This is a genomic window from Streptosporangium sp. NPDC050855 (genome assembly GCF_044456585.1).
Taxonomy (GTDB): Bacteria; Actinomycetota; Actinomycetes; order Streptosporangiales; family Streptosporangiaceae; genus Streptosporangium; species Streptosporangium longisporum.
In genome coordinates this window covers 67573-81169 of record NZ_JBITFY010000017.1, presented here as the reverse complement: position 1 = coordinate 81169, position 13597 = coordinate 67573, and the positions used below count along the sequence as shown (strand labels likewise).

Annotated in this window: 13 protein-coding genes; 6 read left to right on the top strand and 7 right to left on the bottom strand. The window is 72.6% G+C overall.

From position 1 onward, the window contains the following. Positions 1-194: 194 nt before the first annotated feature. From ACIBCT_RS29835 to ACIBCT_RS29825, 3 genes are all read left to right on the top strand, one after another. Positions 195-2117, top strand: coding sequence for a TRAP transporter permease (locus ACIBCT_RS29835; protein ID WP_399194170.1), 1923 nt, complete (start codon positions 195-197; stop codon positions 2115-2117). Next, the gene (locus ACIBCT_RS29830) at positions 2114-3106 is read left to right on the top strand and encodes a TAXI family TRAP transporter solute-binding subunit (protein WP_399194168.1); all 993 of its coding nucleotides are present in this window, start codon (positions 2114-2116) and stop codon (positions 3104-3106) included. Before ACIBCT_RS29835 ends, ACIBCT_RS29830 begins: the two co-directional genes overlap by 4 nt. An 84-nt stretch (positions 3107-3190) precedes the next feature. After that, the gene (locus ACIBCT_RS29825) at positions 3191-4153 is read left to right on the top strand and encodes a helix-turn-helix transcriptional regulator (protein ID WP_399194166.1); all 963 of its coding nucleotides are present in this window, start codon (positions 3191-3193) and stop codon (positions 4151-4153) included. Between the two features lie 80 nt (positions 4154-4233). Here ACIBCT_RS29825 and ACIBCT_RS29820 read toward each other — a convergent pair whose 3' ends face one another. The 5 genes from ACIBCT_RS29820 to ACIBCT_RS29800 form a co-directional block, all read right to left on the bottom strand. Next, the gene (locus ACIBCT_RS29820; RefSeq protein WP_399194164.1) at positions 4234-4752 is read right to left on the bottom strand and encodes a DUF2087 domain-containing protein; all 519 of its coding nucleotides are present in this window, start codon (positions 4750-4752) and stop codon (positions 4234-4236) included. 60 nt (positions 4753-4812) lie between these two features. Further along, positions 4813-7305 (bottom strand): DEAD/DEAH box helicase, encoded by a 2493-nt coding sequence (locus tag ACIBCT_RS29815; RefSeq protein WP_399194163.1) that lies wholly within the window; start codon positions 7303-7305, stop codon positions 4813-4815. 120 nt (positions 7306-7425) lie between these two features. Next, the gene (locus ACIBCT_RS29810) at positions 7426-7992 is read right to left on the bottom strand and encodes a hypothetical protein (protein ID WP_399194161.1); all 567 of its coding nucleotides are present in this window, start codon (positions 7990-7992) and stop codon (positions 7426-7428) included. Beyond that, positions 7982-8209: a hypothetical protein gene (locus ACIBCT_RS29805; RefSeq protein WP_399194159.1), complete on the bottom strand. Its 228-nt coding sequence runs from the start codon at positions 8207-8209 to the stop codon at positions 7982-7984. The genes ACIBCT_RS29810 and ACIBCT_RS29805 overlap by 11 nt, the downstream gene beginning before the upstream one ends. Positions 8210-8241: 32 nt before the next feature. Continuing rightward, positions 8242-9594: an acyltransferase gene (locus ACIBCT_RS29800; RefSeq protein ID WP_399194157.1), complete on the bottom strand. Its 1353-nt coding sequence runs from the start codon at positions 9592-9594 to the stop codon at positions 8242-8244. A 191-nt stretch (positions 9595-9785) separates the two neighbouring features. Here ACIBCT_RS29800 and ACIBCT_RS29795 point away from each other — a divergent pair, with 191 nt between their 5' ends. From ACIBCT_RS29795 to rbsK, 3 genes are all read left to right on the top strand, one after another. Continuing rightward, a complete protein-coding gene (locus ACIBCT_RS29795) occupies positions 9786-11036 on the top strand; it encodes a sensor histidine kinase (RefSeq protein ID WP_399194155.1) in 1251 nt (416 codons plus the stop codon). Next, positions 11027-11674, top strand: coding sequence for a response regulator (locus ACIBCT_RS29790; protein ID WP_399194153.1), 648 nt, complete (start codon positions 11027-11029; stop codon positions 11672-11674). Before ACIBCT_RS29795 ends, ACIBCT_RS29790 begins: the two co-directional genes overlap by 10 nt. A 198-nt stretch (positions 11675-11872) precedes the next feature. Beyond that, a complete protein-coding gene (gene rbsK / locus ACIBCT_RS29785; RefSeq protein WP_344900192.1) occupies positions 11873-12769 on the top strand; it encodes a ribokinase in 897 nt (298 codons plus the stop codon). 24 nt (positions 12770-12793) lie between these two features. Here the strand turns inward: rbsK and ACIBCT_RS29780 are convergent, their stop codons facing one another. Both ACIBCT_RS29780 and ACIBCT_RS29775 read right to left on the bottom strand, forming a co-directional pair. Then, the gene (locus ACIBCT_RS29780; protein ID WP_399194151.1) at positions 12794-12943 is read right to left on the bottom strand and encodes a hypothetical protein; all 150 of its coding nucleotides are present in this window, start codon (positions 12941-12943) and stop codon (positions 12794-12796) included. A gap of 145 nt (positions 12944-13088) precedes the next feature. Further along, the gene (locus ACIBCT_RS29775; protein WP_399194149.1) at positions 13089-13490 is read right to left on the bottom strand and encodes a heme-binding protein; all 402 of its coding nucleotides are present in this window, start codon (positions 13488-13490) and stop codon (positions 13089-13091) included. Positions 13491-13597: the final 107 nt, after the last annotated feature.

The window sequence follows — 13597 nt, the reverse complement described above, 5'->3', positions numbered from 1 at the left end:
CCTGCGGACGTGCCGTGCCGCCCGGATGTCCCGTTCCGTCGTCCCGGCCGTGCCGTCAGGACGTGCCGGATCGGCCGGTACGGAGCGGCGCGCACCGCAGGTGTGACGGGAATGTGACCGCGCTCTGACGGACGGGCGTCAACGATCTCTGTACTCTGCGGTCAGAGGTCGCGGCTCACACGTGGGGACGGCGGTTGACGAGCACCACTTCAGCGGACGAGTTGATCGCGGAGTTCGACGCGGAACGGCCCGCCCGGCGCCTTTCCGGCCGGGTGGGGCAGGCCGTCACGCTGGTGGCCCTCGGCCTGTCGCTGTACGTCCTCTACCGCGCCTTCCGCGCCGGGGCCGTGCTGCCGTACCGGATGGTCTTCCTCGCGGTCGTGCTGCCCCTCACCTTCGTCTGCTACAAGCCGGGGCGGCGCGGCACCGACCGGCCGGGGGCCGTCGACTGGGTGCTCGCCGCGCTGGCCCTGGCCGCCTGCCTCTACCCGCTGGTGGTCTTCGACGACTTCATCCGGCGCGCCTTCGAGCCGACCGCCCTCGACGTGACGGCCGGGGCGGTCATCGTACTGCTGGTGCTGGAGGGCTGCCGGCGCGCCGTCGGGTGGATCCTGCCCGCGGTCTGCGTGGCCTTCGCCGGGTACGCCTACTACGGCGGTTACCTGCCCTTCGACTGGGTCGTCGGGCACCGCGGCTACGACCTCGACCGGATCCTGGTCTCGTTCGTGATGGGCACCGACGGCGTGTACGGCGTGCCGCTGGACGTGGCGGCCACGTACATCATCCTGTTCACCGTCTACGGCGCGGTGCTCGACCACTCCGGCGCGGGACGGTTCTTCGTGGACGTCTCCATGGCCGCGTTCCGCCGCTCGCGGTCCGCGCCGGGCCGTACCGTCACCCTGGCCGGGTTCCTGCTCGGCACGGTCAGCGGCTCGGGCGTGGCGACGACGGTGAGCGTGGGCAGCGTCGCCTGGCCGATCCTGCGCCGGGCGGGCTACCCGCCCGAGCAGGGCGGGGGAGTGCTCGCGGCCGCGGGCATCGGGGCCATCCTGTCGCCCCCCACGCTGGGCGCGGCGGCGTTCATCATCGCCGAGTACATGCGGGTGAGCTACCTCACCGTGCTGCTGTACGCCACCGTCCCGACGGTCCTGTACTACCTGGGGATCTTCCTGGCCATCGAGATCGACGCCCGCCGGTACGGGACGCGGGCGGTCGAGGTGGACGCGCCGCGCCTGTGGCCGCTGGTGAGGCGGTTCGGCTACCACTTCAGCTCGCTGTTCGTGATCGTCGTCCTGATGGCGCTGGGCCAGTCGCCTTTCCGCGCCGTGGTGTACGCCACCCTGCTGGCCTTCGCGCTCTCCTTCCTCGACCGCGAGCACGCCCTGACCCCCCGCAGGGCGGCGCGGGCCCTGGCCGCCGGGACGACCGGGGTGCTGCCGGTCGCGGTGACCTGCGCGGCGGCCGGTCTGATCGTCGCCGTCGTCACCCTCACCGGGCTGGGCCTCAAGGCGAGCTCGCTGATCGTCGGGGCCTCGGGCGGGAACCTCGCGGTCACCGCGCTGCTGTGCGCGGTCGCGGTGCTCGTGCTCGGCCTGGCCGTGCCGGTGACCGCGTCGTTCGTCATCGCGGCCGTCATCATCGGGCCCGCGCTGATGGACCTGGGCGTCAGCCAGGCCGAGGCGTACATGTTCATCTTCTACTACGCCGTGCTGTCGGAGGTCAGCCCGCCCACGGCGCTGTCGGCCTTCGCGGCCTCGGCCATCACCGGGGGCGACGCCTACCGGACCATGACGGCCACCTGGAAGTACACGCTGCCGGCGTTCCTGGTCCCGTTCGCCTTCGTGCTGACCCCGGGCGGGGCCGCCCTGCTGGCCCAGGGCACGCTCGGCGAGGTCCTCGTGGCCACCGCGGTCTCGGCGCTGGCGGTCGCCGCGCTGGCCGCGGCCACCGGCGGGCGGCTTCTCGGCCCGGCCGGGCCCGCCGAGCGGGTGCTGTGCGCGGTGGCGGCGGTGCTGCTGCTGTTCCTGTCGCCGCTGCCCGTGCTGGCGGGGGCGGGGCTGCTGGTCCTGGCCGTTCTCCTCCATCTGGTGACGCGACAACGAGAGGCGAAGCGATGACCGTCAAACGAGTGGCCGCCCTGCTGGCGGCGGGGGCGCTGATGCTCGGCGGATTCCTGGTCGGCTGCGGTGGCGACCGGTCGGCCGAGCGGGCCGCGCCGGGCGGCGACGGCTCAGCCGCGGCGGGCAGGCGGCTGTCGATCGCCACCGGGAACACCACCGGCGTCTACTACGTCCTCGGCGGCGGGCTGGCCGACCAGATCGGCAAGCACCTGCCCGGTCACCAGGCCACCGCCGAGGCGACCGGCGCCTCGGTGGAGAACGTGCAGCGGGTCGTCAGGGGCGACTCCGACATCGCCTTCACCCTGGCCGACACCGCCGCAGACGCGGTCGCGGGCAAGGGGGCCTTCGCCGCGCCCCAGCCGATCCGCGCCCTGGCCCGCCTCTACGACAACTCCACCCAGGTGGTCGCCACCACCGCCTCCGGCGTGAGGTCGATCGCCGACCTCAAGGGCAAGCGCGTCTCCACCGGCTCGCCCAACTCCGGGACCGAGGTGATCGCGCTGCGCCTGCTGAAGGCGGCCGGGCTCGACCCGGAGGCGGACGTCACCCGCCAGTCGCTCGGCCTGCCCGAGAGCGTGCAGGCCCTCAAGGACGGCGACCTCGACGCGCTGGTCTGGTCGGGCGGCCTGCCGACGCCGGGCATCACCGACCTGCTGACCTCCCTGAAGGAGAAGGTCGCCTTCGTGCCGCTGGACACGGTGCTGCCCGCCATGCAGGCCGAGCACGGCCGGGTGTACGCCGCGGGCACGATCGCCAAGGACGTCTACGGCACCCCGGCCGACGTGCCCACCATCTCGGTGCCCAACCTGCTCGTGGTGAACGAGACGATGGATCCCGCCCTGGCCGAGAGCCTGACGAGACTGATCTTCGACCGCAAGGCCGACCTGGAGAAGGTGCACCCGGCGGCCAAGGACATCACCCGCGACAACGCTCCCGAGGCCGACCCGGTGCCGCTGCACGACGGCGCGAAGAAGTACTACGGCTGATCCCCGCCCCCTTCCCGTCCCGTCCGGTCGCGCCGGGGCCGATCGAGGTCGGTTCCCGGCCGCGATCGGTGGCATCGTGGGGACATGGCCGACACCACGGGACGGGTGCTGAAGCTGCTGTCGCTGCTGCAGGCGCACCGGGAGTGGCCGGGGCCCGAGCTCGCCGGCCGGCTGGGGGTCAGCGCGCGCACGCTCAGGCGTGACGTCGACCGCCTGCGCGAGCTGGGCTATCCGGTGAGCGCGACCCCCGGACCGGCCGGGGGGTACCGGCTGGAGGCGGGCGCCGCGATGCCGCCGCTGCTCCTCGACGACGAGGAGGCCGTCGCCATCGCGGTGGGCCTGCGCACGGCGGCGAGCGGCACGGTGGCCGGGATCGAGGAGACCTCGGTCCGGGCCCTGGCCAAGCTGGAACAGGTCCTGCCCTCCCGGCTGCGCCTGCGCGTGCACACCCTGCAGTCGCAGACGCAGCCCGTGGCGCCGATCGGGGCCGCGCCCACCGTGGAGGCGGCCACCCTGACGCTGCTGGCCCAGACCTGCAGGGACCGCGAGCGGATCCGCTTCGGCTACCGCCGCCGCGACGGGCTCCGGAGCGACCGCGTCGCCGAACCGTACCGGCTGGCCTCCACCGGGCGGCGCTGGTACCTGGTGGCCTGGGACGTCGGCAGGCAGGACTGGCGGACCTACCGGGTGGACCGGCTGACCGACCCGCGGGGCACGGGTGTGCGCTTCCCGCCGCGCGAGCCGCCTCCCGGCCACGTCGAGGAGTCGATCACGGCCCCCCTGAGCCGCCACCGGGCGGTGGTCGTCGTGCACGCGCCGTCGGCCGTGGTCGCCGAGCGCTTCTCGGGGCCCGGCTGGGTGCTGGAGGAGCTGGACGAGCACAGCTGCCTGCTGCGCACCGGCGACGACTCGCTGGAGTGGCTGGCGCTCAGCATCGGTCTGCTCGGCCTGGACTTCACCGTGCGGGAGCCGCCCGAGCTGGTCGAGCACATCAGGACGCTGGCCGCTCGCCTGCGGGCCTCCACGGAGCCCGCGGCGGACCGGTGACGGCCGGTGGAGGTCCGCTGACCCGGCTGAGCCTCCACCGCACGGGCCTCGAAGGGCGCCGTCAGCGGGCGGTGAGGCCGTCAGGGCTCGACGGAGCCGCCGCTGCGCCAGTAGACGTTGTTCTCCCGGCTGAGCATGCCCTCGTCGACCAGGTAGCGGCGCAGCGCCGCGTAGTCGTCGTGGAAGGCGCGCAGCGCGACGTTGACGTCCTTCTCGGAGTAGCGCACCCCCGGCTCGAAGACCTGGACCACGTAGTCGAGCACGACGAGCTGCTTGTCGCGCTTGCTGGGGATCGCCCGCAGCCGTCCCTCGACGAGGAAGGACTGCAGCACCTTCTCCTGCTGGGAGACCGGGGCCGCGGGCCTGGCCGTGGCGTGCAGCAGCTCGCGGAACCGCTCCCGGCGCACCTTCCAGCGGCCGTCCTCGTCCCGGACGGCCAGCCCGCCGCGCTCCAGGCGGTCCAGCGCGCGTCTCAGCGCCTCCCGCTCCAGGCCGGAGTCCCTCTCGGGCTCGCCCTCCAGCACCAGCGCCGCCAGCACCCGCAGCGTGTCCTCCTGGTACAGCAGGCCGAGCACCTGCCTGATCGCCTCGTCGCTCATCCCGTCATTCTCCCGGGTCCCGGGAGCCCAGGTGATCGCACAGGTGCTCCCGGGGCGGTCTCAGAGGCGGTTCAGCCCGATGACGTGGACCACCGCGCGGCCCTCCTCGTCGGAGGCGGCCAGGTCGACCTGGGCGTCGATGCCCCAGTCGCCGTCGCCCGCCGGATCGGCGACGACCTGGCGGACCCGCCAGAACTCCTTCTCCTCCTCGATGCGCAGCAGGCCGGGACCGCGGGCGTCCGGGCCGGTGCCGATCTCCTCGTGGTCGTCGTAGTAGGCGTCGAGCGCGGCGCCCCAGTCGACGTCGGGGGCCAGCCGCTCCAGCTCCTGCTCGTCCTCCACGGCGGCCAGCTCGATCAGGCGGAACATCGCGTTGCGCACCAGCACCCGGAACGCGCGGGTGTTGGCGGTGACCGGCTTGGTGGTCTCCTCCAGGGAGGGCGCCTCCAGCTCACCGGTCGGGTTCTGCAGCTGCTCCCACTCGTCCAGCAGGCTGGAGTCGACCTGGCGGACCAGCTCGCCGAGCCATTCGATGAGGTCGACCAGGTCCTCGGTCTTGAGGTGCTCGGGGATGGTCCGCGACAGGGTGCGGTAGGCGTCGGCGAGGTAGCGCAGGACGGTGCCCTCGGAGCGGGTCAGCTCGTAGAACTGCACGTAGTCGGCGAAGGTCATCGCCCGCTCGTACATGTCGCGCACGACGCTCTTGGGGCTGACGGTGTAGTCGCCCACCCAGGGGTGGCCGCGCCGGTAGGTCTCGTACGCGCCCAGCAACAGGTCGGCCAGGGGCATCGGGTAGGTGACGTCGGCCAGGAGCTCCATCCGCTCCTCGTACTCGACGCCGTCGGCCTTCATCTGCGCGACCGCCTCGCCGCGGGCCTTGTTGAGCTGCGCGGACAGGATCTGGCGGGGGTCGTCGAGGATGGACTCGATGATCGAGACCATGTCCAGGGCGTAGTTCGGCGACTCCATGTCGAGCAGTTCGAGGGTGGCCAGCGCGAAGGTCGACAGCGCCTGGTTCAGCGCGAAGTCCTCCTGCAGGTCCACGGTCAGGCGGGCCATCCGGCCCTGGTCGTCGGGCTCGGAGAGCGTCTCCACCACGCCCCCGGCCAGCAGCGACCGGTAGATCGCGATGGCCTGGGAGATGTGCCGCCGCTGCCACTTGCGGTCCTCGTGGTTGTCGGTCAGCAGGTGGCGCATGGCCGCGTAGCAGTCGCCGGGACGGTTGATCACCGCGAGCAGCATGGCGTTGCTGACCTTGAAGCGGGAGTTCAGCGGCTCCGGCTCGGCGGTCTGCAGCTTCTCGAAGGTCTCCTCGCTCCAGCCGACGAAGCCCTCCGGCGGCTTCTTGCGGGCGAACCCGCGCCGCCTCTTGGGGTCGTCGCCGATCTTGGCCAGTGCCTTCTCGTTCTCGACCACGTGGTCGGGGGCCTGGCAGACGACGTAGCCGATGGTGTCGAACCCGGCCCGCCCGGCCCGCCCGGCGATCTGGTGGAACTCGCGGGCGCGCAGCCGGCGCACCCTGTTGCCGTCGTACTTCGACAGGGCGGTGAACAGCACGGTCCTGATCGGGACGTTCACGCCGACGCCGAGCGTGTCGGTGCCGCAGATGACCTTCAGCAGGCCGGCCTGGGCCAGGCGCTCCACCAGCCGGCGGTACTTGGGGAGCATCCCCGCGTGGTGCACGCCGATGCCGTGCCGCACCAGGCGGGAGAGCGCCTGGCCGAACTTCGTGGTGAACCGGAAGTGGCCGATCATGGAGGCGATCGCCTCCTTCTCGGTCTTGCTGGACATGTTGATGCTCATCAGCGCCTGGGCCCGCTCCATGGCCGAGGCCTGGGTGAAGTGGACGACGTAGACCGGGTACTGGTTGGTGGTGAGCATCTCCTCCAGCGTCTCGTGCAGCGGGGTCATCCGGTACGAGTAGACCAGCGGGACCGGGCGCTCGGCGTTCTTGACCACCGCGGTGGGCCTGCCGGTGCGCCGGGTGAGGTCCTCCTCGAACCGGGTGACGTCCCCCAGGGTCGCCGACATCAGGATGAACTGGACGTTCGGCAGCTCCAGCAGCGGCACCTGCCAGGCCCAGCCCCGGTCGGGCTCGGAGTAGAAGTGGAACTCGTCCATCACGACTTGGCCGATGTCGGCCTGGGCGCCGTCGCGGAGGGCGACGTTGGCGAGGATCTCCGCGGTGCAGCAGATGATCGGCGCCCCCGGGTTCACGCTGGCGTCGCCGGTCATCATCCCGACGTTCTCGGTGCCGAACACCGCGCACAGGTCGAAGAACTTCTCCGACACCAGCGCCTTGATCGGGGCGGTGTAGAAGGTGCGCACGTCCCGGGTCAGCGCGGTGAAGTGGGCTCCGGCGGCGACCAGGCTCTTGCCCGAACCGGTCGGGGTGGCCAGGATCAGGTTGTTCCCCGAGACCACCTCGATCAGAGCCTCCTCCTGCGCCGGGTAGAGGGTCAGCCCCCGCTCGGAGTTCCACTCGACGAACGCGTCGAAGATGGTGTCGGGGTCGGCGTCGATCTCTTCTGGCAGGCGGTCTACAAGGCTCACGGTCCAATACTGCCGAAGAACTCGCGGTGGTCGGACCGGTGAGGGCGCTGGATCACGCCGCGTTCGCCGGAAAATGCACGCCATTGCGGGATTATGGCTGGTTTTTTGTAAAGCCGGGAGTCAGGACGAGGGCGGCTCCTGGAGCGCGGGGACGCCGGTGTCGCGCTTCAGGTAGGTGTAGGGGAAGCCCGAGCCGATCACCTCCCAGCCTTCGGCGCGCAGCCGCCGCACCCGGCTCGGCGACATCGTCACCCTCGTGTGCTCCCACTGCGTGCCGGACCGGACGACGCGGTGGTAGGTGGCGCCGAACTCCACGCTGTGCCACCCGTACCGGCCGGCCAGGGCGAGCTCGCGCATCTCGTCGAAGGTGGTGGTCGGGCCCAGGACGCGCTCGTGCGGGTCCAGGCCGGTGGCGCTGGGGGCCAGGGGCGGCGCGAACCGCTTCTGCGCCGCCTGCTTCGTCATCCCGAGCGTGGCACCGATGCTCTGCCAGGTGACCCCGGCGGAACGGGCCGAGGCGACGGTCGTGCGCAGCAGCGTGGCCGCCTCCTCCTGCAGCGTGGCGGCGCCGGCGACCAGCCGCAGGAAGTCCTCGGTGCCGTACGGGTCCTCGACGGCGGCGTTCTCCATCAGGATCCGGGTCAGGGCCTCGTGGACCGCGTCGGAACCGGCCCGGTCAGTGGTCATCGCCGGTCCGTTCCGGCAGGGTGCTGGAGGGCCGCCACCCGCCCCGCTGCCTGTACAGGAGCCGGGTGCCGAAGTAGACGAGGGCGAGGATCGCGACGAGGGCGACGATCTCCAGCCAGCGCGGGGGATCGAACAGGACGAGCGGCAGGCCGATGAACGGCGGGATCATCAGCAACGTGTAGCCGAGGGTCCACTTTCGCTGGACGTGTGAGGTCATGCGTCAACCATAGGTTGACGCGACCGGTATCGTCAACCAATGGTTGACGAGTGGGCGGTGCGGGTGAGCGAACCGGTCAGCGCCAGGCCCGCCACGAGCGCGCCCGCGCCGACCAGCGGCGCCACTCCCGGGACGAAACCGGTCACGGTGAACGTGAGCAGCCCCACCCCCACCAGGACGGTGGCCGTCGCGGCCCGGACCGCCCCACCGGTGAACGGACGGCCCGCCGGGGGCGTCTCGAATCGGCCGAAGCCCCGCAGCAGCGGCCACATCGCCAGCGCGAGCAGGAGCAGCCAGTGCGGCCAGCCCGACAGCCAGGCCGAGGTGCCCGGCGCCGGCGTCGAGATCCCCAGCCCCACCACGACCACCGAGACGATGACGAACAGCGCGCTCATGTGCCACAGGTAGAGGGTCATCATCCGCTCCGAGGCCCAGCCCAGTGCCCGTGACACCCCGGGCCAGCGCGCGAAGGAGACGATCCACCGGCGCAGGGCCAGCGCCAGCCCGATCTGGCCGACGCCCACCGCGAGCAGCGCGACCGTGGGCGGGGCCATGTTGGAGACCGCGCCCGGCATCCCGATCATGCTCCCCGGGTAGGGGCCGAAGGCCACCAGCGCCGCCGCCGTGCCGTAGCCGCCCAGGGCCATCGCCCAGGGACGGGTCAGCCTGCCGTCGGCGTACAGGAAACCGAGCTGGTACACCGCGAGCCAGACCAGCACCGTGTTGGGCAGGCCGGCCACCTCCAGGCCGCCGGCGAAGCGCAGCACGTCCACCGCCACGGCCGCCCCCGCCAGCACCGCGGGCACCCGCCAGCCGTACACCGCGTTCAGCCGGAGCATCGGCGTGGTCGCCGCCACCGCGACCAGATAGATCACCAGGAACCACAGGAGCTGCCCGGCCAGCCGCGAGGCGGTCTCGACCGGCTGCGCCGGCATGCCGAGCGCCGTCAGCAGGTGCGGCAGGGGGACCCAGACCATCGCCAAAGGCAGCACCGGCCAGGCCAGCCTGCGCACGCGGGCCGCCAGCCACGCCGCGGGCGTGTCACCGCGCCGCTCCGCGCTCCGCCGGCTGATCGCTCCGGCCGCGCCGCCCGCGAAGAAGACCAGCGGCATCACCTGGCTGATCCAGGTGATCATCCACGCGTTCCCCGCGGCCAGCGCGTTCCCGGTGACGATGCGGCCCTCGTCGAAGGACAGCAGCGGCATGCTCCAGTGCTGGAGCACCACCAGCGCCATGCCGAACACCCGGAGCACGTCCACGAAGGGGTCACGAGCGGCGGCGGACCGCGCCGGGCGGGGCGCCGGTACGAGCGGCGGCGCGGTCGCCGGCACGGTCACCGGTGCGGTCGCCGGCCGGATTGCCGGGTGGGGGATCACGGCGGTCACGGGCTCTCGATTCTCCAAGGGGGCGGGTGAGGCGATGAGAGAAGCCTCCTCGCCCGGCCCCGGCGGCGCATTGACGCACGCGGCACTCTTGCGGAGCGAACGCACCACCGGCGGAGGTAGTGCTGGCCCCACCCCGCCAGGCGGGTCCGCCGGGTCGATGCCCGTGACCTGCTCCCCTTAGCGTTGGCGTCATGAGACCCCTGCTGCGCCGCATCGGTACCGACACCCGGTACCTGGTCGTGGGCTTCCCCCTGTCGATCATCTGGTTCGTTCTGATGGTGGCGGGCTTCGCCGTGGGGGCGGCGACGTCCGCCGTGTTCGTGGGCCTGCCGATCCTCGCGACGACCCTGCTGGCCGCCCGCGGTTTCGCCGACGTCGAGCGGCGCTGGCTGCCCGAGGTGCTCGGCCGGCCGGTCGCGCGGCCGAGGTACCGGCCCTCCCCGCCGGAGGCCGGCTGGTTCCGCAGGATGATCAACCCGTTCACCAACGGCCAGTCGTGGCTGGACCTGCTCTACGGCATCGTGGCCTTCCCGATCTCCATCATCACCTTCGTGCTGGCGGTGGTCTGGTGGGCCGGGTCGATCGCCGGTCTCACCTACCCGCTCTACGGATGGATCGTCAACGCCATCCCCGGCAACACCGGCGGGCTCGGCATGCTGCTGGGCCTGGGCCCGGAGCTGTGGATCGACGTCCTCGTCAACACCACCATCGGGATCCTGTTCGCACTCACCCTCCCGATGATCGTGCGGGGTGCCGCGCTGGTGCAGGCCGGGCTCGGCAGGGCCATGCTGACCGGCGTGGCCGAGCTGCACGAGCGCATCGACGACCTGGCCGAGGGCCGGGCCGCCGCGGTCTCGGCCGAGGCCAACGCGCTGCGCCGGCTGGAGCGCGACATCCACGACGGCCCCCAGCAGCGCCTGGTCTCCCTGGCGATGGACCTGTCACGGGCACAGCGCCAGCTCAAGCGCGACCCCGAGGCCGTCGGCCGGATGCTCGACCAGGCCATCACCTCCACCCGCGAGACCCTGGACGAGTTGCGCGCCCTCTCGCGCGGGATCGCCCCGCCCATCCTCAGCGACCGCGGCCTGGCCCCGGCGCTGGCCGCGCTCGCCGGGCGCTGCACCGTCCCGGTCGAGCTGGACCTGCAGATCACGGAGCGCTTCCCCGCCGCCGTGGAGAACACCGTCTACTTCGTCGTCGCCGAGTCCCTCACCAACGTGGCCAAGCACAGCCGCGCCACGATCTGCACGGTCTCGCTGAGCAGGACGGGGGACTTCCTGATGCTCACGATCGGGGATGATGGGGTGGGCGGCGCACACGTCGCCAAGGGGCATGGCCTGTCCGGTCTCGGCGACCGCCTGAGGGCGGTGGACGGCGAGCTGGCGGTCGACTCACCCGTCGGCGGGCCGACGGTCATAGTGGCGGAGGTTCCGTGCGGGTAGTGGTGGCCGATGACGCGGTGCTCATCAGGGAGGGGCTGATCAGGCTTCTGGAGGAGTTCGGCTGCCAGGTGGTCGCCGCGGTGGGGGACGGGGACGGGCTGGTGGACGCCGTCGCCGAGCACAGGCCCGACGTCTCCGTGGTGGACGTGCGGATGCCGCCCGGCTTCACCGACGAGGGCCTCCGGGCCGCGGTGGAGGCGCGCCGCAGGGTCCCGGGCACCCCGGTGCTGATCCTGTCGCAGTACGTGGAGGTCTCCTACGCCGACGACCTGCTCGCCGACGCCAGGGGCGCGGTGGGCTACCTGCTCAAGGACCGCGTCGTGGACGTGGACGACTTCATGGGGGGCCTGCGCACGGTCGCGGCCGGCGGGACGGTCTTCGACCCCCAGGTGGTGGCCCAGCTGATGGTACGGCGCCGCCGTGACGACCCCCTGGCCCTGCTCACCCCGCGGGAGCGCGAGGTGCTCGGCCTGATGGCCGAGGGCAGGTCCAACCCGGCCATCGGCCGCCAGCTCGTGGTCAGCGACGGCGCCGTGGAGAAGCACGTCCGCAGCATCTTCGCCAAGCTCGGCCTGTACGCCGAGGACGGCGACCAGCACCGCAGGGTCCTCGCGGTCCTGACCTACCTGCGCTCCTGACCGGGAGACCGGAGGACCGCGACGCGGCGAGGCCGGGGACGCGGTGACACGACGATGCGGCGATGCGGCGATGCGGTGACACGACGACGCTGTGACGCGGTGAGGGCGGGCGGAGGTGCCGGGCGGGCCACCTGTAGGCTCGGTCGTCGGTACGGGACCGGGCCCCGGCCGTGCGGCGGCCCTGGTGGTGGAGGAACAATGATCTCGGTCTTCGGCAGCGCCAACATGGACCTGGTGGCCTACGTCGACGTGGCCCCCGCGCTCGGCGAGACCGTGACCGGCCGGGCCTTCGCCACCGTCCCCGGCGGCAAGGGCGCCAACCAGGCCATCGCCGCGGCGCGGGCGGGCGCCCGGGTGGCCTTCCTCGGCGCCGTGGGCGACGACGACTTCGGCGCCGAGATGCGGCGGACGCTCGCCGCGGCCGGGGTCGACGTGAGCGAGCTGCGCACGGTCCCGGGCCCCTCGGGCATCGCCCAGATCGTGGTGGACGGCGACGGGGGCAACTCGATCATCGTGGTGCCCGGTGCCAACGGGACCGTGACCTCCCCCTCACCGGCCGAGATCGAGGTCATCTCCCGCTCCGACGTGCTCCTGCTCCAGCTGGAGCTCCCCATCGAGGCGGTCACCGCCGCGGCCCGCGCCGCCCGCGCGGCCGGGACCACCGTGGTCCTCACCCCCGCGCCGGTCCAGCCGCTCCCCGCCGAGCTGCTGGAGGCCGTGGACGTCCTGGTGGCCAACGAGCACGAGGCCGCGGCGATCACCGGCCAGGCCGACCACGAGCGGGCCCTGGAGGAGCTGCGGGGCACGGTCGGCTGGGTCATCGTCACCCTGGGGTCGCGCGGCGCGCTCACCGCCTCGGGGGACGGTCCCGTCGTGCACGTGGAGGCGCCCCGGGTGCCCGCGGTGGACACCACGGCCGCGGGTGACACCTTCGTGGGCGCCCTCGCCGCGGCCCGGGTCGAGCGGCAGCCCCCTGACCGGGCCGTCCGCTTCGCCACCGCGGCGGCGGGCCTGTCCGTGCAGCGCGCCGGCGCCAGCACCTCGATGCCCACCCGCGCCGAGATCGACCACGCCCTCTCCGGGACGGACGCCTGAACCGGCGCGTCGGTACGGGTCCGCTCAGCTCCCCCCGCCCAGGAGCGAGGTCTCCGAGAGCGTGAGCAGGAAGGCGCCTGCCGCGAGCAGCGCGATCGGCCACGACCGGCTGATGGCGGACCAGATCGCGGAGGCCAGGAAACAGACCAGGGCGAGCAGTACGAGAGCTTCCATGAGAATCCTCCAGAGTGTCCGCCCGCGGACGATCATCGTCCGGGGCAGGCGTTCACTGCCCCGCGATCATCGGAGATAACGCGAAAGCCCTCGGTTCATCAGAAACCTGTCGCCGACGGCTATGGACATTAACGGACATACCGTGTTATGTCCCCTCGCAGAGTGCGGCGGCGGCCTCGGCGCAGGCCACGTCCTGGGGGATGCTCCCCCCGCTGACGCCGATCGCGCCGCGCACCCCGCCGTCCCCGCGGGCACCGGTGAGCGGCACGCCGCCGCCGAGGCAGACGTAGCCGTCGCCCGCCAGGCCGTACAGCTCGCCTCCCGGCGCCACCAGCGGCGCCAGCTCGGCGGTGGGCATGTGATGGGCCACCGCCGTGTACGCCTTGCCGGCCGCCAGGGCCGGGCCGGCGATGCGCGCGCCGTCCATCCGTTGGAACGCGACCAGGTGCCCGCCCGCGTCCACCACCGCGACCGAGATGAGCGCCCCCTCCCGCGCGGCCTGCCTCACCGCGGCCTCACACATGCGCAACGCGAGTTCCAGGTTCACCGGGCTCCTCATCGTCTCGAAGACCTCCGGCGTGTACGGCCGGATACGGCGCGCAGCCGGTCGGGTGATGGAAAACGTCATAACGATCCGACGCCCGCGCGGGCCCC